19 protein-coding genes are annotated in these 22,198 nt (G+C 62.3%); 8 read left to right on the plus strand and 11 right to left on the minus strand.

The window, feature by feature from the left end:
• Nucleotides 1–43 precede the first annotated feature (43 nt).
• The 7 genes from BUA36_RS03080 to pyrG form a co-directional block, all read right to left on the minus strand.
• The gene (locus BUA36_RS03080; RefSeq protein ID WP_072781219.1) at nucleotides 44–1,009 is read right to left on the minus strand and encodes a L,D-transpeptidase family protein; all 966 of its coding nucleotides are present in this window, start codon (nucleotides 1,007–1,009) and stop codon (nucleotides 44–46) included.
• Nucleotides 1,010–1,107: 98 nt separating this feature from the next.
• Nucleotides 1,108–1,488, minus strand: coding sequence for a VOC family protein (locus BUA36_RS03085; protein WP_072781220.1), 381 nt, complete (start codon nucleotides 1,486–1,488; stop codon nucleotides 1,108–1,110).
• A gap of 3 nt (nucleotides 1,489–1,491) precedes the next feature.
• Entirely contained in the window at nucleotides 1,492–2,289 is a 798-nt protein-coding gene (locus BUA36_RS03090) for a transporter substrate-binding domain-containing protein (RefSeq protein ID WP_072781222.1), read from the minus strand.
• Between the two features lie 8 nt (nucleotides 2,290–2,297).
• Nucleotides 2,298–2,627: a cell division protein FtsB gene (ftsB, locus tag BUA36_RS03095; RefSeq protein ID WP_072781224.1), complete on the minus strand. Its 330-nt coding sequence runs from the start codon at nucleotides 2,625–2,627 to the stop codon at nucleotides 2,298–2,300.
• A 52-nt stretch (nucleotides 2,628–2,679) separates the two neighbouring features.
• On the minus strand, nucleotides 2,680–3,963 hold the full coding sequence (gene eno / locus BUA36_RS03100) for a phosphopyruvate hydratase (protein WP_072781225.1): 1,284 nt from the start codon (nucleotides 3,961–3,963) through the stop codon (nucleotides 2,680–2,682).
• Between the two features lie 125 nt (nucleotides 3,964–4,088).
• A complete protein-coding gene (gene kdsA / locus BUA36_RS03105) occupies nucleotides 4,089–4,943 on the minus strand; it encodes a 3-deoxy-8-phosphooctulonate synthase (protein WP_072781227.1) in 855 nt (284 codons plus the stop codon).
• Nucleotides 4,940–6,610, minus strand: coding sequence for a CTP synthase (gene pyrG, locus BUA36_RS03110; protein ID WP_072781228.1), 1,671 nt, complete (start codon nucleotides 6,608–6,610; stop codon nucleotides 4,940–4,942). The genes kdsA and pyrG overlap by 4 nt, the downstream gene beginning before the upstream one ends.
• Nucleotides 6,611–6,754: 144 nt before the next feature.
• Here pyrG and BUA36_RS03115 point away from each other — a divergent pair, with 144 nt between their 5' ends.
• Entirely contained in the window at nucleotides 6,755–7,180 is a 426-nt protein-coding gene (locus BUA36_RS03115) for a PRC-barrel domain-containing protein (RefSeq protein ID WP_072781230.1), read from the plus strand.
• Complete coding sequence (locus BUA36_RS30635) at nucleotides 7,180–7,356, plus strand: hypothetical protein (protein ID WP_161075847.1); 177 nt, start codon at nucleotides 7,180–7,182, stop codon at nucleotides 7,354–7,356. The genes BUA36_RS03115 and BUA36_RS30635 overlap by 1 nt, the downstream gene beginning before the upstream one ends.
• On the opposite strand, the gene BUA36_RS03120 is transcribed toward BUA36_RS30635, so the two are convergent.
• Together BUA36_RS03120 and BUA36_RS03125 are read right to left on the minus strand one after the other, a co-directional pair.
• A complete protein-coding gene (locus BUA36_RS03120; RefSeq protein ID WP_072781232.1) occupies nucleotides 7,353–10,520 on the minus strand; it encodes an error-prone DNA polymerase in 3,168 nt (1,055 codons plus the stop codon). The genes BUA36_RS30635 and BUA36_RS03120 overlap by 4 nt on opposite strands.
• A 51-nt stretch (nucleotides 10,521–10,571) precedes the next feature.
• Nucleotides 10,572–11,375 carry an alpha/beta fold hydrolase gene (locus BUA36_RS03125; protein WP_072781234.1) on the minus strand — a complete coding sequence of 268 codons (804 nt, stop codon included), beginning with the start codon at nucleotides 11,373–11,375 and terminating at the stop codon, nucleotides 10,572–10,574.
• A gap of 90 nt (nucleotides 11,376–11,465) precedes the next feature.
• Here BUA36_RS03125 and BUA36_RS03130 point away from each other — a divergent pair, with 90 nt between their 5' ends.
• The 5 genes from BUA36_RS03130 (at nucleotide 11,466) to BUA36_RS03150 (ending at nucleotide 17,573) form a co-directional block, all read left to right on the plus strand.
• Nucleotides 11,466–12,251, plus strand: coding sequence for a PhzF family phenazine biosynthesis protein (locus BUA36_RS03130; protein ID WP_072781235.1), 786 nt, complete (start codon nucleotides 11,466–11,468; stop codon nucleotides 12,249–12,251).
• Between the two features lie 132 nt (nucleotides 12,252–12,383).
• The gene (locus BUA36_RS03135; RefSeq protein WP_072781237.1) at nucleotides 12,384–14,774 is read left to right on the plus strand and encodes a TonB-dependent receptor plug domain-containing protein; all 2,391 of its coding nucleotides are present in this window, start codon (nucleotides 12,384–12,386) and stop codon (nucleotides 14,772–14,774) included.
• A 2-nt stretch (nucleotides 14,775–14,776) separates the two neighbouring features.
• Entirely contained in the window at nucleotides 14,777–15,307 is a 531-nt protein-coding gene (locus BUA36_RS03140; protein WP_072781239.1) for a GNAT family N-acetyltransferase, read from the plus strand.
• Between the two features lie 84 nt (nucleotides 15,308–15,391).
• Nucleotides 15,392–15,853 carry a DUF2844 domain-containing protein gene (locus BUA36_RS03145; RefSeq protein WP_072781240.1) on the plus strand — a complete coding sequence of 154 codons (462 nt, stop codon included), beginning with the start codon at nucleotides 15,392–15,394 and terminating at the stop codon, nucleotides 15,851–15,853.
• Nucleotides 15,854–15,863: 10 nt separating this feature from the next.
• Nucleotides 15,864–17,573, plus strand: coding sequence for a DUF3443 family protein (locus BUA36_RS03150; protein WP_072781242.1), 1,710 nt, complete (start codon nucleotides 15,864–15,866; stop codon nucleotides 17,571–17,573).
• Here the strand turns inward: BUA36_RS03150 and BUA36_RS03155 are convergent.
• Nucleotides 17,570–18,937 carry a DUF4785 domain-containing protein gene (locus BUA36_RS03155; protein ID WP_072781243.1) on the minus strand — a complete coding sequence of 456 codons (1,368 nt, stop codon included), beginning with the start codon at nucleotides 18,935–18,937 and terminating at the stop codon, nucleotides 17,570–17,572. The two genes, BUA36_RS03150 and BUA36_RS03155, sit on opposite strands and share 4 nt — an antisense overlap.
• 11 nt (nucleotides 18,938–18,948) lie before the next feature.
• On the minus strand, nucleotides 18,949–19,821 hold the full coding sequence (locus BUA36_RS03160; RefSeq protein ID WP_072781245.1) for a Fes1 domain-containing protein: 873 nt from the start codon (nucleotides 19,819–19,821) through the stop codon (nucleotides 18,949–18,951).
• 262 nt (nucleotides 19,822–20,083) lie between these two features.
• On the opposite strand from BUA36_RS03160, the gene BUA36_RS03165 reads away from it, so the two are divergent.
• Nucleotides 20,084–22,198 carry a bifunctional 2',3'-cyclic-nucleotide 2'-phosphodiesterase/3'-nucleotidase gene (locus BUA36_RS03165; protein WP_084559960.1) on the plus strand — a complete coding sequence of 705 codons (2,115 nt, stop codon included), beginning with the start codon at nucleotides 20,084–20,086 and terminating at the stop codon, nucleotides 22,196–22,198.

Genomic DNA, 22,198 nt, shown 5'->3' on the forward strand with positions numbered 1-22,198 from the left:
CATTCTACGAAATTTTTCCACAGGGAAATCTATTGAAATGTCACTAAGCTTGCATTAAAACCGATGCGCCGCGGCTTACCGCATGCACCACCTGCATGACATCCCAGTTGGTCAGGCGTACGCAGCCATGGGACTGGGTCTTGCCGATTTTGCCCGGCTCGGGCGTGCCATGGATGCCGTAGTGCTCGATGCTGAGATCGATCCACGCCAGGCCCACCGGGTTGTTGGGCCCGGCGGCGATACGGGCCTTGGTGTCGCCCGCCTTGGCGTCCCAGAACAGCTTGGGGTTGTAGCGGTATTCAGGATTGGTGGCGACGCCGCGCACCTGCCAGCGCCCTTGCGGCAGCGGGTCGTGCTGACTGCCGGTGCTGGCCGGGAACTGGGCAAACGGCATGCCGCCCGCATCCAGCAGAGTCAGCGTGCCCTCTTTCGCATCGACCAGCAGCGAGGCGGCTTTCGGCAGCGGCTTGATGATGGCCACATTCGGCACCAGCAATTGCTCGCCTGCGCGCTTCATGCTGCGGCCGGGATTGAGCCGGCGCAGCAGCTCCGGGCTGCAATGAAAGCGCTCGCCCAAGGCTTCGGCCAGGCTGGCATAGCCCAGCGTGGCGAGTTTGGCCTTGCCCGCCATATCCGGCGGCACCGGCGCATAGGGTCCGGCGACATCCTGCGCCGTCAGCGTATAGACCGCCAGCACGGGCGCATCGTCGCGCTCAAGTTCGGTCCACGTGGCGGCATCGATGTTGCCGCTTACCGGCAACTGGCGCAGCTTCTGGAAACCGCGTATGGCCTGGCGCATATTGCTGCCGTAAGCTGCATCCATCTCGCCAGGGGAAAAGTGCGCGCGGTCCAGCAGCACCTGCGCGCGCAGGACATTGGGGCCGCTCGTCTGAGGCGTGACAGGTTTCACGCGCTGCACCGCGCTCAAGGTATCAGCTGCCGACAGGGCCGGCTCCACGGCGTACGTGCTGCCCGCCGCCAGCAATAAGGCAAGGAATAAAGCTCTCAAACCAGACTCGGATAAAACCAGGGAGCTTATTTTAGCTGACAGGACGGTTGATGACTGCTTCGATACGATGACCTTCTGGATCGATCAGAAATGCAGCATCAGGATTCCAGTTGCTGGCCGACTTCCCAGCTGTGGCCAGCCGGATCGACAAAGTTAATCGTGCGCAGTCCCCATGGCCGGTCCAGCGGGCCGTTGACGGCGATGCCGCGCTGCCTCAGGCGTTCGTAGACTGCCTGCACATCCGGCACCCAGATGCTCAACTGGAAGCGCGAACCGACGTCACGCGCCGCCACCGTACCCGGCGCGATGATCTCCGGCGCATGGGCAATCTGCAGCAGGTTGATGAGCAGGTTCTCGAATTTGACGACCGTGCAGTTGTCGTCTTCGTAGGCCACCGGCACCTCGAACACGTCGAGATAAAACGCCTTTGCCGCCGGCAGGTCTTCAACAAACAGGCTGATGGCGCTGATGTGTTTCATGGTTCAGTCCTTGCGGTAGCGTTGCATCACGTAGCCGAGGCGGCCGCGGTTTTTGTCCAGCCAGGTCCACAGGGCTTCGCTCTGTTTGGGGTGGGCGCGGTAAAAGCTGTCGTTGAACGCCAGCCAGACGCGGATGTTGAGTAGCGGCTGCGGCAGTTGTTCGATTTCGCCTTTATACCTGGCCAGTGTTTCCTTGAGATGGGCCGGCGCCACCGCCGCCACCACCACGCCATCCACGCGGCCCAGCTTGAGCTTTTCGATATTGCGGTCCAGATCGCGGCCGCCGTCATCGAGCGTCAGGCCGGCTTCGCGCAGGCGCGCGGCATAGCCGTTGCCTTGCGGGATACCCAGCGTCTTGCCGCGAAAGTATTGCATGGGATTGGTCGCGGCCGGCAGCTTGTCACGGGTGCGAACCAGCACCAGCACCTGGTTATGTAGCGCACGTTCCAGATCGATATTGCCGACCTTGTCGCGCGGCAGTGCAATCTCGGCGGGGTAGTAGCTCAGTTCCGCCAGCGGCGCCAGGTCGATATCGCCGTTGGCCAGCGCCACTTTCAGGCGCGCGACGGGCAGGCGCACCCACACGGGCGTACAGCCAAAACCTGCGCCCTTGACGGCATCGCTGATGAGATCGACGGCAGCGCCCGGCGGATCGGGCACCTTGTCACCTTCGCCCAGCCAGTACGGCGGACGGTTCTGGTCCATATAGCCCACGCGCACCGGGATGCAGCCGGCGGCCTGCACTGCTGGTGCGGCAACGGCCACGGCCAACATCAGCAATATGCCAGCGCGTCGCTTCATGATGGAACTCAGTGTTCGGGAGATTCAGCTGGCTTGGGCGCCAGCGGTGCAAGAGCAGCAGCCTGGCCCTTGCCGACGATTTGAATGAAAATCTCGTTCTGCTTGATCATGCTGAGCTCGTAGCGAGCCCGTTCCTCGACCGCGCCGGTGCCGTCCTTGAGGTCGCGCACTTCGGAGTCGAGCTTGGCGTTGCGGGCGATCAGCTCCGCATTTTTCCGGTGCGCCTCGTTGACCTGGGCTTCAAAGTCCGCCACGCGCAGCCAGCCGCCCTTCCCCAGCCAAAGCGGGTACTGGATCAGCAACAGCAGGCATGCCAGTGCGAGGGTAATCAGACGCATATCTCAAGAAAAATCAAACAGCGGCCGGATGATTCCGGCCGCATTTGCGGTGTTACTTCAGATTATAGAACGCATCGCGGCCTGGGTAGGAAGCGATGTCGCCCAGATCTTCTTCGATGCGCAGCAGCTGGTTGTACTTGGCCATGCGGTCCGAACGCGACATCGAGCCGGTCTTGATCTGCAGGGCGTTCAGGCCAACCGCGATATCGGCGATGGTCGAATCTTCGGTTTCGCCCGAACGGTGCGAGATCACGGCGGTGTAGCCGGCGCGCTTGGCCATTTCGATGGCGGCGAAGGTTTCGGTCAGGGTGCCGATCTGGTTAATCTTGATCAGGATCGAGTTGGCGATGCCCTTCTGGATGCCTTCTTTCAGGATCTTGGTGTTGGTGACGTACAGGTCGTCGCCGACCAGTTGCACTTTCTTGCCTAGTTCCTTGGTCAGGATCGCCCAGCCTTCCCAGTCGCCTTCGTGCATCGCGTCTTCGATCGAGATGATCGGGTACTTGTCGCACCAGGTCGCCAGCAGGTTGGTGAACTCGGTCGCGGTCAGCGACAGGCCTTCGCCTTCCAGTTCGTATTTGCCGTCTTTGTAGAATTCCGACGCGGCGCAGTCCAGGCCAATCGCGATCTGGGTGCCTGGCTCGTAGCCGGCTTGCTCGATCGCTTCAATGATCAGCTTGATCGCTTCTTCGTGGTTGGCCAGCGAAGGAGCAAAACCGCCTTCGTCGCCGACGTTGGTGTTCAGGCCCTTCTTGTGCAGGATCTTTTTCAGCGTGTGGAACACTTCCGCGCCGTAACGGACGGCTTCCTTGAACGACGGTGCGCCCACGGGAATGATCATGAATTCCTGGATGTCCAGGTTGTTGTCGGCGTGTGCGCCGCCGTTGATCACGTTCATCATCGGCACTGGCAGCTGCATCGCGCCCGAACCGCCGAAGTAGCGGTACAGCGGCAGGCCGGCTTCTTCCGCAGCGGCTTTGGCCACCGCCATCGATACCGCCAGCATGGCGTTGGCGCCCAGGCGTGCCTTGTTTTCGGTACCGTCCAGGTCGATCAGAGTGCGGTCCAGGAACGCTTGCTCATTGGCGTCCAGGCCCATGATGGCTTCCGAGATTTCGGTGTTGATGTTTTCGCAGGCTTTCAGTACGCCCTTGCCGAAGTAACGCTTCGGATCGCCGTCACGCAGTTCGATCGCTTCGCGCGAACCGGTCGAGGCGCCCGACGGTACCGCAGCGCGGCCCATCACGCCCGATTCCAGCAGCACGTCGCATTCGACGGTTGGATTGCCGCGCGAATCGATTACTTCACGGCCGATAATATCAACAATAGCACTCATGTCATTCTCCAAAGTTAGGCGATACGGAGTCGCGCCGCGTCTTTACGCGCGTTGCGAACAAGGATAACGGGAATTGTACCCGGTGCAGACAAGATTGCTAAATTCTCTACACCGGGTAGGCTGCTTTAGTTGAAGCTGTTCTCCAGGAAGCCAGCTTTTTTGGTAATGCGGTCCAGCTCGATCAGAACGGACAGCAAGTCCTTCATTTTGCCCAGCGGAACGGCGTTGGGGCCGTCCGACAGTGCTTCTGCAGGGTTGGGATGGGTTTCCATGAACAGGCCGTCGACGCCGACCGCCACTGCCGCACGCGACAGCACCGGCACCATTTCACGCATACCGCCCGACGACGTGCCATTACCGCCTGGCAGCTGCACCGAGTGGGTGGCATCAAACACGACCGGCGCACCGGTTTCGCGCATGATGGCCAGCGAGCGCATGTCGGACACCAGATTGTTGTAGCCGAACGAGGCGCCACGCTCACAGGCCATGAAGTTGTCTTCGATGAGACCGGCTTCCTTGGCGGCAGCGCGGGCTTTGTCGATGACGTTCTTCATGTCGTGCGGCGCCAGGAACTGGCCCTTCTTGATGTTGACCGGCAGGCCGGACTGTGCGCAGGCGATGATGAAATCAGTCTGGCGGCACAGGAAGGCCGGGGTCTGCAGCACGTCGACGACTTTCGATGCGACTTCGATGTCTTCGATCGAGTGCACGTCGGTCAGCACCGGCACGCCCAACTCGCGCTTGACGGCGGCCAGGATCTCCAGGCCCTGTTCGCGGCCAGGGCCACGGTAGGACTTGCCCGAGGAACGGTTGGCCTTGTCGAACGACGCCTTGAAGATGAACGGAATGCCCAGCTCGGTGGTGATGTCTTTCAGCGTGCCGGCGGTGTCGAACGCCATCTGGCGCGATTCGACGACACAGTTACCGGAAATCAGAAAGAACGGTTGGTCCAGGCCTACGTCGAATCCGCACAGTTTCATGCCGCCTCTCCTTGCAGTTCAGGGGCACCGCTCGCAGCCTTGTGGGCCAGCGCTGCCTTGATGTAAGACGTGAACAGCGGGTGGCCATCACGCGGGGTGGATTTGAATTCCGGGTGGTACTGCACGCCCATATACCATGGGTGCGCGTTGTCGCCGCTGCGCGGCAGTTCCATGATTTCGCACAGGTCTTCGGTCGGCGTACGGGCCGCCACCACCAGGCCGGCCGCTTCCACGCGTGGCAGGTAGTGGTTGTTGGCTTCGTAGCGGTGACGGTGACGCTCGGTCACCACCGCGCCGTAGATTTCCGAGGCCAGCGTGCCTGGCTTGATGGCGCAGGTTTGCGCGCCCAGGCGCATGGTGCCGCCCAGATCGGAATTCTCGTCGCGTTTTTCAACCTTGCCGTCCTGGCCTTGCCATTCGTCGATCAGGGCGACCACTGGCTGTGGCGTGCCCAGGTCGAACTCGGTCGAGTTCGCTTCGCTCAGACCGGCCTTGTGGCGCGCGTATTCGATCAGCGCCACTTGCATGCCCAGGCAGATGCCCAGGTAAGGGATCTTGTTTTCACGGGCGAAGCGCGCGGCCATGATCTTGCCTTCCACGCCGCGCTTGCCGAAGCCGCCCGGTACCAGGATCGCATCGTACTTGGCCAGCGAGGCGCAGCCGATGGTTTCGATCTCTTCCGAATCGATGTACTCGATGTTGACCTTGGATTCGGTATGGATGCCGGCGTGGCGCAGCGCTTCAGTCAGCGACTTGTACGACTCGGTCAGTTCCACATACTTGCCGACCATGCCGATCGACACTTCCTGCTTCGGATGCTCTTGCGTGTAGATCAGCTTGGTCCAGACCGACAGGTCGGCTGGGGCCGGGTTGATGTCCAGCGCTTCGCAGATGATGGTGTCCAGGCCCTGGTCGTGCAGCATCTGCGGCACTTTGTAGATGGTGTCGACGTCCCATACCGAAATCACGGCCTGCTCTTCGATGTTGGAGAACAGCGAGATCTTGGCGCGCTCGTCGTCAGGGATCGGGCGGTCGGCGCGGCACAGCAGCGCGTTGGGCGAGATGCCGATTTCGCGCAGCTTCTGTACCGAGTGCTGGGTCGGCTTGGTTTTCAGTTCGCCAGCGGAAGCAATGTACGGCACCAGCGTCAGGTGCACGAACGCGGCGTTCTTGCGGCCAGCGCGCAGGCTCAGCTGACGAGCCGCTTCCAGGAACGGCAGCGATTCGATGTCGCCCACGGTGCCGCCGATTTCGCACAGGGCGACGTCATAACCTTCCGCGCCACGGCGGATGTAGTCCTGGATTTCGTTGGTGATGTGCGGAATCACCTGCACGGTTTTGCCCAGGTATTCGCCACGGCGCTCCTTGCGGATCACCGATTCGTAGATCTGGCCGGTGGTGAAGTTGTTCACCTTCTTCATGCGGGTGCTGATGAAGCGCTCGTAGTGGCCGAGGTCCAGATCGGTTTCAGCGCCGTCGTCAGTGACGAACACTTCACCGTGTTGCATTGGGGACATCGTGCCAGGGTCCACGTTGATGTACGGGTCCAGCTTGAGCATGGTGACTTTGAGGCCGCGCGATTCAAGGATCGCAGCGAGGGAAGCAGCGGCGATCCCTTTACCCAGGGAAGACACGACGCCGCCGGTGACGAAGACAAATTTGGTCATTGCGGAAGGTGCCGAACGGCACATGCGGGAAATTGAAATTATACCCTAAAACGGCCAATTCTTCACCTTCCATGTGCATCAGCGTACAGACTCGGCTTGCATAAAAGAACAAAATGACAACTCATTAATCAAAGGAGATCCGTGATGAGCTACGAAGATCGTGATCAATATGGCATGTACGTGGACAACGGCCACAAAGGCCCCGGCCCCGAGCTGATGGGCGCCGACACCCTGATTGGCGACCACGTCCACAACCTCAAAAACGAGCACCTGGGCGAGATCAAAGAGATCATGCTGGACATGCACACCGGGAAAATCGCCTACGCCGTGATGGCATCGGGCGGCGTGCTGACCATCGGCGAAAAGCTGTTTGCCGTGCCATGGGAAGCGTTGACGCTGGACACCGTCAACAAACGCTTCACGCTGAACCTCGACAAGGAACGCATCGAGGCCGCCCCAGGCTTCGACAAGGACCACTGGCCGGACATGGCCAACCAGACCTGGGCCAGCCAGGTGCATAGCTACTACGGCACCAGCGGCGGCGTCCGCAGCGACCTCGGAGCACGATAATGTTTGCCGCCATCCTCGTGCTGGTCGGCATAGCCGGTCTGGCAACTCATTGGTTGTACCGTAACTTTCTGCGCCGTCCTGAGCGTCTAAAGGAAGGCATGCCCGTCATGCTCAGCGGTTGGACTGACGGGCACGAATCGATGGTGGCGGTACATTTGCGCCGCAGACCGCGCTAACAGAAATCCCGGCTGACGGTCGGCAGCCGTCCCAGCAAGTGGGACATGTCGACCAGCCGCTTGGCAACCAGGTGGCGCACCATGCCCTCCTGCTGCCACACCCCATACACCCCGAGCAGCGGCGCACTCAGCACCTCGCGCCGCTGCTGCTCCAGCAACGCCGGCCAGATGATGACGTTGACGTTGCCGGTTTCATCTTCCAGTGTCATGAAAATCACACCCTTGGCCGTGCCCGGCCGTTGCCGCACCGTCACCATGCCGCACGCGCGCGCCACCATATTGTTGGTGTAGGTGTTGAGGATTTCCGCCGGCATGAAGCGGTGCTTGAGCAAGGTGGCGCGCAGCAGCGCGACCGGATGGCGGCGCAGGCTGAGACCATGCGAGCGGTAATCGCCCAGAATATCCTCGCCTTCGCTCGGCGCTTGCAAGGCAGGCGTCTCCTCGTCCGGCATGGTCGGCCGCAGCAAATCCTTGTCCGGCACCGCCCCGACCGCTTGCCACAGCGCCGTACGGCGATGGCCGGCCAGCTGGCTCAGCGCATCGCCCCCCGCCAGCGCATGCAAGGCATGGCGGTCCAGGTCTGCGCGCCGCGCCAGATCGGCCACACTGGCAAACGGCTGCTGTGCCCGCGCCTGTTCAATCCGCTCTGCAGCCTTGGCGTTCATCCCGCTCAACAGCGACAAGCCCAGGCGCACTGCCGGCTGGCCGCGTTTGCCGGCGGGTTCCTCCAATGAGGAATCCCAGCCGCTGATGGTGACATCAATTTCGCGCACCACCACACCGTGCCGCCTGGCGTCCTGCACCAGCTGCGAGGGACTGTAAAAGCCCATCGGCTGACTGTTCAGCAGCGCACACAGGAACGCTGCCGGCTCATGGCATTTGATCCAGGAACTGGCATAGCTCAGCAGCGCAAAGCTGGCCGAATGCGACTCGGGAAAACCGTATTCGCCAAAGCCCTGAATCTGCCGGCAAATCGCGTCGGCGAAATCATCGTCGTAGCCGCGCTCGCGCATGCCATCCTTGATGCGCTGCTCGTATTTGTCGACGCCGCCCTTGCGCTTCCACGCGGCCATGGCGCGGCGCAGCTGATCGGATTCGCCCTCCGTAAAGCCGGCGGCAATCTGGGCAATCTGCATCACCTGTTCCTGGAAGATGGGCACGCCCAGCGTGCGGCCCAGCGCCTCTTCCAGACGCGGCGGAAAGTTGACCGGCTCCTTGCCCATGCGGCGTTTCAGGTAGGGATGGACCATGCCACCCTCGATCGGCCCCGGCCGCACGATGGCCACCTCGATCACCAGATCGTAGAAGGTCTTGGGCCGCAGGCGCGGCAGCATGCTCATCTGTGCGCGCGACTCGATCTGGAATACGCCGATGGTGTCAGCCTCGCAGATCATGCCGTAAGTCTCGGCGTCCTCGGAGGGAATATCCTGCATGCGGAAACGTGCACCGCGCTGCTTGCTCAGCAAGTCCAGCGCGCGTCGCAGTGCAGACAGCATGCCCAGCGCCAGCACGTCCACCTTCATCAGGCCGAGTTCTTCGAGATCGTCCTTGTCCCACTGGATGACGTAGCGGTTTTCCATGGTGGCCGCCTCGATCGGCACCAGCCGCGTCAGCTTGCTGTGCGAGATCACGAAGCCGCCTGGATGCTGCGACAAGTGGCGGGGCAAGCCCAGCAGCGCAAACGCCAGCGCCGCCCACTGCTGGGCGATTTGCGATGCCGGATCAAGCCCGCATTCCGCCATCCGGCCCAGCAGGTCATGGCGGCTATCGAACCAACGCTGCGACTTGCAGACCTTCTCCACAATCGCCAGATCCACGCCGACCGCCTTGCCGCTGTCGCGCAGCGCGCTCTTGGGACGATAGCTGATGACCACCGCTGCCAGCGCAGCACGGTCTTGGCCGTATTTCTTGTAGATGTACTGAATCACCTCCTCGCGCCGCTGGTGTTCGAAGTCAACGTCGATGTCCGGCGGTTCGTTGCGTTCCTTGGAGATAAAACGGCCTGTCAACATCTTGCTGCGTTCCGGGTCAACCTCGGTAATACCCAGGCAATAGCACACCACCGAGTTGGCCGCCGATCCCCTGCCCTGGCACAGGATGCCCTCGCCACGCGCAAACTTGACGATGTCATACACGGTCAAAAAGTAGGCTTCATATTCAAGGTCGGCAATCAGCGCCAGCTCTGTTTCAATTTGCTTGCGCACTTTCTCCGATGCGCCGGCAAACCAGCGAACCAGGACGCCCTTCTCCACTTCCTGCCGCAAGTAACTGGCGGGCGTATGGCCGGGTGGGATCAGCTCTTTCGGATATTCGTACTTGAGCTCGTCCAGATTGAATTTGCACTGCCCGGCAATGCGTACCGTTTCCGCCAGCGCGGCGCGCGGATAGATGTTCGCCAGCCGCATCCGCGAGCGCAAGTGTTGCTCGGCATTCTGCGCCAGCGCGTAGCCGCAATCCCCGACTGCCTTGCCGAGACTGATGGCCGTCATCGTATCCTGCAGGGGCTTGCGCGAGCGCACGTGCATGCACACATGGCCCACCGCCGCCACCGCCATCTGATGCTGCGACGCCACCTCCGCAATGCTCAGCCGGTGCGCCTCATCGAATGCGCGCTGCAGCAGGTTCAAGCCCATCCACACCCGGCCCGGAAACGTCGCCTCCATCCACGCCGCCTGGGCGTGCAGCCGGTCGACATCCCTGGCCGTGTGCGAAGGATATTGCGGCAGCAGTATCAGCAGGCAATCCGGCAGGCCCTGCAGGTGCGCGAACTCCGCCGGCGGCGACGCCAGATCGGCCGGCGTGAGCAGATAACTGCCCTTGGCCACCCGGTTGCGTCCTATCGTAATCAGCTCGCACAGATTGCCGTAGCCTTCACGGTTTTGCGCCAGCGCCACAAACGACAGCGCCGGCGTACCATCCGGATGCGTCAGCTGGAAATAGCTGCCGATGATGAGCGGGAACTTGGCTGCCTTCGCCTCCGCATGCGCCCGTACCACACCAGCCAGCGAGCACTCATCCGTTATTGCCAGCGCCGCATAATCCAGCTGCACCGCGCGCGCCACCAGCTCCTGCGCATGGGAAGCCCCCTGCAGGAAGGAAAAATTAGAAAGGCAGAACAGCTCGGCATATTCCGGCAGTCCCACGGCGGTCGATGGCGTGTTCATATTGAATACTGTGTTTTTATACAGTATTCTACACCACCGTCACGTCTCCGCCTATTGATGTTGCCCGGCCTCCATTACGTCTTTAATAGCCTGCACCACCACCTCTGGCGAGGCGCTCTGCATTTGGTGGTCAGAATCGACTACCACGGTTTTGGCGTGGGGGTACAAGGCGCGTACGAAGGAAATGGTTTGCGGGTCGCTGTTGACGACGCCAAAATCGACGGGCACCGCGGTTGCGCCCTTGGGCTGATTGACCAGGCGTACCATCGGCTTGCTGTCGATGTCGCCCTGGGCCATCACCTGCTCGCCGGTTTCGTAGATGCCGCTGATTTCTTTGCGTACCATGCTGGAAAAGAACAGCCATTCGCCCGCACGCGTCAGCAATGGAAAATCCTCCTGCTTCTTGATCACGCGCGGATACAGGGCATCGACCAGCACGATGCCGGCCACTTCCTCTGGATGGCGCTTGGCGAACAGCTGCATGTACAGCCCGCCCAGCGAATGCCCCACCAGGATGTAGGGCGGCGCCAGACCTTCATGCTGAAGGATGCGGCGCAGTTCTTCAACGATGGTCAGGCCGTCGCGTGGTGTTGCCGTGTCTGCGCTCTTGCCATAGCCCGGCCGGTTGTAGGCAAACACCGACGCTTGCGGCGCGATGCCATCAATGACCTTGTCCCATTTATCCACGGTGGCGCGGGAGCCGTTTTCAAACACGACCGTGGCCTGCGCCGCCGGATTTTTCATGGCCACCAGCTCGACCTTGCGGCCATCGATCAACTGGGTGGTGGCCGTGGCGGCCAGCACGGGAGCGGCCAGTATCAGCCCTGCCAAGCAAAACGCGGCGTGCTTTGTCATAATGCCTATCCTTAACGAAAACCACATTCTTGCCTGCGCCCGACGCGCGGACGGCAGGGATGCGATGAAACGCAGATTCAAGGGACCAGAATGCAAAATTCGCAAGTACAGGAGCTGCTGTGCTTTGGCATCGCCCCAGGCAGCGGCAACGCCGCGCTGGTCGTGCAACACGACCGTTCCAGCACCGGGCAGCGCCAGCAGTTTGCGGCGGAGCGCAACCAGCCTGCCTGCGTGTTCATTGACCAGGTGGATGGCGGCCTGGTGCTGGATTATTTCTATCCGCACACGCGCAGCCCACTCTGCCTGCACGCCACGCTGGCGGCAGCACGGGTGCTGCTGTCGTCCGGGCAGCCTCGCCTCACCGTCCGCACAGCCCTGCGCGGCCAGGAACTGACTTTGTTATGGCAGGACGGTGAAGTGTTCATCGAACTCAGCCCGCAAGCGGTACCGCAGGTAGCGATGGCACCGGAACTGCCAGGCCAGCTGCTGGCCGTGCCGGGCATCGCACTGCGCTCGCCCCCCGTGATCGCCTCGGTCGGCAGCCCCAAGCTGCTGCTGGAAGTGGCCGACAGCGCCACGCTGCACGCCCTCACGCCAGATCTGCCCCGCGTTGCGGCATGGGGCAAGGCACACCAGGTCAGCGGCTGCTACGTCTGGTGCCGTCGTCCGGACGGCGCGCTGGAAGGCCGCAACATCAACCATCTGGACCCGGCGGGCGAAGACGGCGCCACCGGCGTGGCGGCAGGCGCGCTCACGGTGCACCTGCAAACGGGTGTGACCTTGTACCAGGGCGCCAACCTGGGCACGCCGTGCAAACTACGTACGGAATTCCGAAATGAAACAATTTTAATCGGCGGCCGCACGGAACTTGCGTAGTGCTACGTAAGTGAAACGTTGTACTGGCGCGCCCATACAACAGAAAATAATGTTTGAGCGCAAAATTGCCAGAAAATCAGCTATCCATATGAATAATTTGCATAAAATCAAATTTTTCATGGGAGACGACTCGTGCTCAAAACAACAACCTTACGTAAAGCCGTCTTGTTCAGTCTGTATGGCGCCAGTGCGCTGGCACTGACGCCAGAGACCTACGCCCAAACCGCTGACGGCGCCGTGCAGTCGGTCAGCATCGTGGGGTCGCGCCGCGCAGCCAGCTCGGCCACCGACACCGTCGTACCCGTGGATATCATTCCACTCAGCAAAGCCGGCGAGACCGGCGGCCAGTTCGATCTGGCGCAGACGCTGACCTATATTTCGCCATCGTTCAACTCCACGCGTCAGACCGGCTCCGATGGCGCCGACCTGGTGGACTCGGCCGCGCTGCGCGGCCTGGGTTCGGACCAGACCCTGGTGCTGGTCAACGGCAAACGCCGCCACACCACCGCGCTGGTCAACCTGTTTGGCGCGCGTAACCGCGGCAACACCGGCACCGACATGAACGCCATCCCGATGATGGCGATTAAGGACGTGCAAATCCTGCGTGACGGCGCTGCCGCCCAGTACGGTTCCGACGCGATTGCCGGTGTCATGGACATCGGCCTCAAAAAATCCAAAGGCTGCGAAGCCGTGACCGGTTTCAGCGAATACAGCAAGCGCGACGGCAAGAACTACATGGCTTCCGCCTACTGCGGCTTTGAGATCGGCAATGGCGGCGTGCTCGGCGTGACCGGCGAGTACCTGGACCGTGGCCGCTCCAACCGCGCCGACGCCGACAATCCGCGCACCATCGGCGACAGCAAAACCAAGAACCAGACCATCTACCTGAACGGCGAGCTGCCCACCACTGGCACCGGCAAGCTGTACTTCACGGCCGGCGCGCAAAGCCGCGATGCTTCGTCCGGCGCTTGGGCGCGCGGCGGCATTGGCAGCGACGATATCCCGTCGCGCAACTCGGCGGCCATGTACCCGAACGGCTTCGTGCCATTCATCAACGCCAAGATCGACGACCGCTACGGCACCATCGGCCACCGCAACCAGATCGGCGACTGGAATATGGACCTGTCGCAGACCTATGGCTACAACAAGATGATCTACGACATCAGCAACACGCTGAATGCGTCGATCGCCAACAAGGACCTGCTGGCCGGCGGCAAAGGCATCAGCCCGAGCAGCTTCAACGCCGGCGGCTTCTCGTTTGAACAGCTGACCACCAACCTCGACTTCAACCGCTACTTCGATGGCGTGTTTGGCAGCGGTGGCCTGAACGTGGCATTCGGTGGCGAATACCGTCACGAGAACTACAAGATCTACGCTGGCGAAACTGGTTCCTACATTGATGCCGATGGCGTCGGGATTGGCGGCGCTGCTGGCAGCCAGGGCTTCCCGGGCTTCCAGCCTGGCGACCAGGTCAACGCCAATCGCCATAGCCTGGCCGTCTACCTCGATCTGGAAGCCGACCTGAGCGACACGGTCAAGGCACAGGGCGCGGTGCGCCATGAAAAGTACAGCGACTTCGGCTCGACCACCACCGGCAAGCTGGCTGGCAGCTGGCGCGTGGCCCCGACCGTGCTGCTGCGCGGTTCGGCCTCGACCGGCTTCCGTGCACCGTCGCTGCAGCAGATGTACTTCTCGTCCACCTTCACCGACTTCATCGGCGGCGTGCCGACCGACGTGGTGCTGGCGCCAAACAACAGCCCGGTCACCAACCTGGCCGGCATTCCCAAGCTGAAGGAAGAAAAGTCCACCAGCTTCACGCTGGGCTCGACCTGGACGCCGACGCAAGCCGTGTCCGTCACCGCTGACCTGTACCAGATCAAGATCAAGGACCGCATCGTGCTGTCCGGCCGTTTTGACGACAGCAACTATCCGGACCTGGCAGCCAAGCTGGCCACGCTGGGCGTCGGTCAGGCGCAGTTCTTCGTCAACTCGGTCGATACCAAGACCAAGGGCCTGGACCTGACCGCGTCGCACAAAACCACGTTTGGCGCCGACAAGCTGACCACCTTCCTGGCCATGAACGTCAGCAAAACCGAGGTGACCGGCATCCACGCGCCAGCGTCGCTGAAGGGTTATGAAGACGTGCTGCTGTCGGAGAAGGAACGCCTGTACATCGAACAGGGCGCACCGCGCTCCAAGGCCACGCTGGGCTTCGACTACACGCACGGCGCCTGGGAAAGCGACCTGAAAATTATTCACTTTGGTCCACAGACGCTGGGGACCTACAGCGGCACCGCGGCTGGCGTGGCGAACCAGCACTACGAGTCCAAAACCTCGGCGGACCTGGCGTTCACCTACACCATCAACAAGAACATGAAGTTCACGTTTGGTGGCAATAACATCTTCAACGTCCACCCAAGCACGCAGAATCCGGATGAAACCGATAACGGCTTCAAATACGAGTCGGTGCAGTTTGGCTTGAACGGCGCGTCCTATTTCGGCCGCCTGTACCTGAAGTTCTAAGCATGAGCCAGCTGCGCGCCCACGGTTTCCTGCTGCGGCCCTTCGTGGAAACCGACGCTGCCACCTTTGCGGCAGCGGTGCGCGAATCCACCGAGACGCTCGCCGTCTGGATGCCGTGGGCGCGCAGCGACTACACCGAGCAGGATGCGCTGGACTGGTTTGCCTTTTGCGCGGCAGGCCAGGCCAGCGGCAGTGCCTACGAGTTCGGCGTCTTCCGCCAGGATGACCTGCGCTTTGTTGGCGGCGCGGGCCTGAACCACTTCAATTCCGTTCATGGCTTCTGCAATCTCGGCTACTGGATACGCAGCTCGGCCTACCGCCAGGGCGCAGCCACGGCCGCTGTTGCCGCGCTGGCACGCCATGCATTTGACACCCTGCAGCTGTCACGCGTGGAAATCGTGGTCGCTGAGGGCAACGAAGCCAGCATGGGCGTGGCCCGCAAATCCGGCGCCACCTATGAATGTCTGGCGCGCAATCGCGTGCGCCTGAGCCAAGGCCCGGTTGCGGCCCACATCTTTTCGCTGATTCCGTAACGTTTGCTTACATCTCGCTAACTTAATCCAACTCGCGGCGGCCCTACACTCTGATTGTCTTAATTTTCGGCAATGAGGTGTTCCATGCGCCGCGCGTTCACGTTGATGTTATTCCTGTCCCTGCTGCAAGGCGCACTCGCCTGGGCAGCGTTGGGCAGCACGCCTTCCAATTTCGGCGGCACGCCGACCCAGACCCGCATGGCGGCACGCAGCCTGGCTGCCAGCGCCAGTGAATCGGTCTACACCGTCAGCCAGTCCACACTGGACAGCGGCACCATCGTGCGCGAGTACGTGGATAGCAACGGCGTGGTGTTTGCCGTCAGCTGGAACGGCCCGACGCTGCCCGACCTGCGCACGCTGCTTGGCGATAAATTCACCGTCATGACCAGCAACGCGGCCAAGCGGCCCAAGGCTGGCCATTCGCAGCTGGCGGTGGACCAGTCCGATGTAGTGATCGTCTCCAACGGCCATATGCGCGCTTACACCGGGCAAGCCTGGATCCCCGGCGCACTGCCGGCCGGCTTCGACACCAGTAGCATCGAATAAGGAAGCCGCCATGAAATCTTTATCTCTGGCCAGCGTGGTGCTGTGCCTGTTTCTGGCTGCGTGCGGCGGTGGCGGCGAGTCGTCCACCACCAGCAACGGCGCCACGACGGAAGCGATGGCGGCAGCCACGCCAGTAGTCAGCATCAGCGCCTCGCCGACGGCCACCACCACCGGCCAGGTGATTACGCTGACCTGGAACGTCAGCAATCCGCCGTCCAGCGGCTGTACGGCGTCCGGCGCCTGGAGCGGCAGTGTCGCCAGCAGCGGCACGCAAAGCGTGACCGCCGGTGCGGCGGGTACCGCCAATTACACCTTGACTTGCGGCAGCGTCAGTAACACGGCCGCTGTCACGGTCAGCACGCCGCCACCATCGCCGACGGTCGGCCTGACGCTGGCGCCGGCCAATATCACCACCGCGCAAAGCACGGTACTGAGCTGGTCGTCGGCCAATGCCACCAGCTGCACCGCCAGCGGCGCCTGGAGCGGCAGCAAGGCCACCTCGGGCAGCATCACCGTGACATCTACCGCAGCAGGCAATTTCACTTACAGCCTGGCTTGCACCGGCGACGGCGGCACGGCCAATGCCAGCGCCGCGCTCAGCGTGACGGCGGCGCTCAGCAACAGCACCGCAATCGTGGTCGACAATGGACCAAGCGGCGCCAACGGTGCAATCAATATCCCGTATGTGAGCGTTACGGTGTGCCGTCCTGGCACCACCACCTGCGAGACTATTGACCATGTGCTGCTGGATACCGGCTCCTACGGCCTGCGCCTGCTGGCCAGCCAGCTCAGCTCGACGCTATCGCTGCCGGCCGTGACCACCGCGTCAGGCGCGGCGGCGGGCGAATGTGGCAAGTTCATCAGCGGCTATACCTGGGGCGCAGTGCGCCAGGCTGACGTCAAGATGGCCGATGAAGTGGCGTCCGGTATTTCGATCCAGGTGATCGGCGATACGGGCGCGGCTTACGCCACCACGCCCTCCAGCTGCAGCAGCGCGGGGACCAACCTGGGGTCGCTGTCGGCCATGGGCGCGAAAGGCATCCTGGGCGTGGGCATGTTCAAGCAGGACTGCGGCACGAATTGCGCCAACGCGGCCATCAGCGGCGTGTACTACGCTTGCGCCAGCGGCAGCTGTACGGCCAGTGCCATGCCACTGACCAAGCAAATCAGTAATCCGGTGGCTTCGTTCTCGGTCAACAACAATGGCTTGCTGATCACGCTGCCCAGTGTCGGTACGGCGGGCCTGACCTCGGTCAGCGGCACGCTGATCTTTGGCGTCAACACGCAGAGCAACAACACCATCAACACCGAGACCATCTACAAAGCCAATAGCAGCGGCGATTTCAGCACCACCTACAAAGGCAAGACCTACAGCGCCAGCTTTATCGACAGCGGCTCCAACGGCTACTTCTTCAGCGACAGCACGATACGCCAGTGCTCGGGTGGCGACTTCTACTGCCCATCGTCCACGCTGTCGCTGAGCGCCACCAACACGGCAGCGGACGGCAGCGCTTCGGGCGCCGTCAATTTCAATGTGGTCAACATGGTCGGCCTGGCCTCGACCATCAGCGCGGCGCAAGTCGGCGGCACGGTGGGCAGTAGCAGCTCGTCCGGCAACTACTTTGACTGGGGCCTGCCCTTCTTCTACGGCCGCCGCGTGTTTGTGGTGATGGAAGCCAATACGGTCGCGGGCAAGGCCGGACCGTACTGGGCTTACTAGCGCGGTGAGGATTGCGCGTTCGGCGCCTGCTTCACGCGTACTGGCTCGGCCGTGGCCTTGAGTCCGCCGAGCGCAACCGGCACCGCAGCGCGGCCGGCTGCACGTACCACCTCGGCTTCGCTGATGAGCATGGCGCGCTGCTGATGGTGCAGCACGCCCAGCCGGCCCTGGTCGAGCAGGAACAGCTCGCGCAGCTCGAACGGACCGGTAGCATTGGCGATCAACTCCGGCGCGAAGTTGAGCGCAATGCTGCCCGTGCCCTGCTCCAGCCACTGCGCCGAATCGGCCACGCCCAGCGGCGTCAGCGCCCCCTTCACCGTGCCGTATAAAACGCCGCGTACTTCATAGCGCCCGGCCGTCGCCGCTTCCACGCCCACCGCCAGATTGACGCCTGCGCCGGAAGTCAGCTCAGCACTGCGCGTCAGGCGTGCCACGGGCATGGCGACCGGGAAGGCCAGCCGTATCGAGCGCTTGACTGTCTGGCCCTTTGTGCTGGCCGTACCTTCGGCCGAGATCTCCCACAAGCCCGGCGTTGGCGTTTCGTCCGCGTCCAGTGTCAACGTAGCGCGCATGCGCCCGCCGCTGTCGGCCTTGAAGCTGACCGGGAAGTGGCGCCCGGCCGGCGACACCACGTCGCCCGTCAGCTGGCTCAGCTTGACCTTGGCGCCATCCACCGCAGTTTCCAGCGCGGCTTGCAGTACCAGTTCGTTGCCGTGCAAATAGTGCAGCGCGCCGGTCTGCATGGTCAGTGCATACGGACTGTCCGGCTCCACCACGTTAACCAGGTAACGATCACTGCCGCTGGCGCCCTCCACCTTCAGCTTGAATTCGCCCGCACCCAGCGAGGATTGCAGCCGGAAGGCCGAGGTGCCTTCTGCGAACGGGATGTCGGCCTTGGCCAGCTTGTCGGCGGTGACCATGGCCTCCATACCCTCGCCGGCTTTCATCGCGCGGCCTTTCGGATCAATCACCGTCATGGACTGAGGATGGATGGCGGCCTGCTCGCGCGGACCGACCGTACTCAGCGCCTGCACCCGCACCAGCGCGCGCGGCGCCGTGGTATGCAGCGGCACGCCAGCAGCCAGCTCATCGGCCGTCACCGTGGTATAGGATTCCTTGCTGCGCGCAACGAAAGGCGCTGGTGCGACGGCGGCAATCTCCGGCGAGGCCCAGCTCAACGACACCGGCTCGCGTGCCACCACCGGCAGTGCGGCAGCCTCCGCTTTCATCGCGGCCGGCGCCGCAGGCACAACCACGGCCTTGGCGGCCAGATCGCCGCTCTGTGGCGGCAGCAAGCTGGCCGCGTACAAGGAATTGGCGCACGACAGCGTGGCGGCCACCAGTAATTTCAGACGTGTTTGCATGATGGTCCCTTTCAGATGTCGTTACGCAGGATGACGTCCAGGCCAAAGCACTGGCGGCGGCTCTGGTTGTGCGACAGCGGCTCGGCGCCGTTGGTCTTGTCCTTGTCGTTGAACCAGTGCGAGCCGGCGCCGGCCTGGCTGGTGCAGTTGAGGAAGCCGTCCGAGCAGCTGTCCAGCCAGCCCTGCGTGATTTCCAGTCCCACGTTCAGCGTGTAGCCGCCGCAATAGCTGTCGCTGTCGAACGGCGAGCTGTCGACATCGGTGCCGACGATGTTGTAGAACGGCTTGGGCAGCGCCGGCCGGCCCGCCGTGCCATACAGCCAGGACGCGTTGTAGTTGGCCATCCAGCTGGTCTGCTGCATGCGCACGGCGTCGCTCTTGTAGCCGAGCAGCCAGCCGACAGCGCTCTCGAATACATTGCCGCTGATGGCAGCGTCCGCCAGTGGCGTGCCCAGCGACGACGGCGCCAGCGCATTGGCCCAGCGTATCGCCTTGATGATGGCCGGGTAACGGCTGTCGGCGGTCGGGTTGGACATCAGCCAGCGCAGCACATTACCGCCGTTGGAATGGGTCTCCACCACCAGGTCGGTGATGTTGTTATTGACGATGAAGGGATACAGCTGATCGGCCAGGCAACCGACGGCTGCCGCACTCCACATGTACTGGTCGAAGTCGCAATTGATGACCACATACAGATTCTGATTCGGCAAACCTTGCTTCACCGAATTAATCATGTCCCAAGTCCAATAATTATTGGCAGCATCGGTCTGGTGACCCGTGCCATGCACAAACGCCACGCCCGTATTGCCGGCGGATGCGGGCAGCGCTGCTGTCAGCGCCGCCACTATCGCCGCCCCAGTGATCCATCTATTGCGTAGTTTCATGCCTTGTCTCCATGGTGGTTGATCGAAGGATGACGCATCTCTATGCGCCCCGGCCGCTTGTGGCTCCGGCACGCTCAACAAGACTAGGGAAAAGTTGGTTAAATGGTATTGTTTAAATGTGCCACAAAGTTGCTAAATCACGCCAAGGCTCGTGCGGCCCGCTATTAGCGGCTCGCGGCGCAAACATTTGCGTTTTGTCATGCGTATGTCATGTTGTTTGATTAGAGTCACAACCTTAATTTTTCTCACTCTTGGGGTAGCAATGAAACTGAATCTGGTGATGTTGGCGGCAATGACTGCGGCCGGCCTTGTAGCGTGCGGCGGCGACAGCGCCCCGGTGGCAACCACTCCACCGGCACCGGCGATCCCGGAAGGCACCACCGTTACGCTGGCGCTGTTGGAAACCACCGACATCCACACCAACGTGATGAGCTACAACTACTACTCGCTGGCCGAGGACACCAGCCTGGGCCTGGAACGCACCTCGTCGCTGGTCAAGGCCGCGCGCACCGAGAACCCGAACAACGTGCTGCTCGACGACGGCGACGTCATCCAGGGCACGCTGCTGGGCGACCTGCAAGCCGTGACCAGGCCGATCGCCTGCAGCGACACGCTGGCCGTGCACAAAGTCATGAACGCCATGAAGTTCGACGGCGGCGGTTTCGGCAACCACGAATTCAACTACGGCCTGCCGTTCCTGAGCCAGATCACCAACACCGACTTCGGCATCCCCGGCATCACCAAGCCCACCGGCAACTGCGGTGCGCCAACCTTCCCGCTGGTGCTGAGCAACGTCACCGGCGTGGCCAGCGGCAAGCCGATCGTGCAGCCCTACTCGCTGCTGCCAAAAACCTTCTCGGCCACCAAGCCCGACGGCAGCAAGCTGGACGTGAAAATCAACATCGGCATCATGAGCTTTGTGCCGCCGCAGATCCTGGAATGGGACCAGAAAAACCTGGCCGGCAAAGTCGCCGTCACCGGCGTGCAGGAAGCCGCCAAGCAATACGTGCCTGAAATGCGCACCAAGGGCGCCGACCTGGTGGTCGCGCTGTCGCACGGCGGCCTGGACCCAAGCGCCTACAGCCCGAAAATGGAAAACGGTTCCTACCACCTGACCACCACCGGCATTGACGCGCTGCTGATCGGCCACTCGCACCTGATCTTCCCGAAAGGCAAAGAAGCCAACGCGCCAGCGCTGGACCCATCGTTTGCCGCCTTCCCGGCCAGCGCCAACATCGACGCCGTCAACGGCTTCGTCAACGGTGTGCCGACCGTGATGGCGCAAAGCTGGGGCCGCCGTCTGGGCATCATCAAGCTGACGCTGGCCTACACCGGCGGCAAATGGGTGGTGCAGCCCACCAAGACCACGGTGGAATCGCGCGGCTTCAAATACACCGACGGCAGCACCAACATCGCCGCCGACAGCAGCGTCGCTCCGCTGGTCGCCACCGAACACGCCGCCACCATCGCCTTCGCCAAGCAGCCGCTGGGCGTGACCACCGACTTCGAGATGTCGTCCTACTTCTCGCTGGCCGGCGATGTGACCGCGATCCAGCTCGTGAACCAGGCACAGCTCGCGTATGTGAAAAACTTCATCGCCACCAGCACCGACGCCACGCTGGCCAGCTACAAGAACATTCCGGTGATTTCGTGCAGCGCGCCGTTCAAGGCCGGCCGCAACGGTCCATCCGACTTCACCGACGTGGCGCCAGGCGCCAGCGCGGCGGTACCGGTTGGCCTGCAAGTGCGCAACCCGGGCGACCTGTATCTGTATTCGAACAACAACCTGCAAGCGGTGAAGATCAAGGGTTCCGACCTCAAGGCCTGGCTGGAAACGGCAGCCAAGCAGTTCGGCCAGATCGATCCGGCCAAGACCGCCGAGCAGGACCTGGTACCGTCGTACGGCACCATCTACAACTACGACGTGTTCTACGCCGAGAACAACGCGCTGACCTATCAGATCGACGTCACCAAGCCAGCTGGCAGCCGCATCGTCAACCTGACTTACAACGGCAAAGCGATTGCGGATGCGGACGACTTCATCGTCGCCACCAACGACTATCGCGCGGGCGGCGGCGGTGCGGTGCCGGGCATTGATGGCAGCAAGACCATCATCAAATCGCCGGATGCCAACCAGACCGTGGTCAGCAACTACCTGGCGGCGCAAGGCACGGCCACCGGCAAGGTCACGCTGACCGGCAATGGCAGCGCGCGCAGCTGGAGCTTCGTCAAGATAGCGACCGCTGGTCCGGTAATCCTGCGTTCGGCGCCTGGCCACCTGGCGCTGGCGAAGAGCAACGGCATCACCGCCGTCACGGCCGAAGGCAGCCTGGACGCCAGCGGCTTTGCCAAGTACACCATCGACCTGAGCAAGTAA

The sequence above is a fragment of the Duganella sacchari genome (assembly GCF_900143065.1).
Lineage (GTDB): Bacteria > Pseudomonadota > Gammaproteobacteria > Burkholderiales > Burkholderiaceae_D > Rugamonas > Rugamonas sacchari.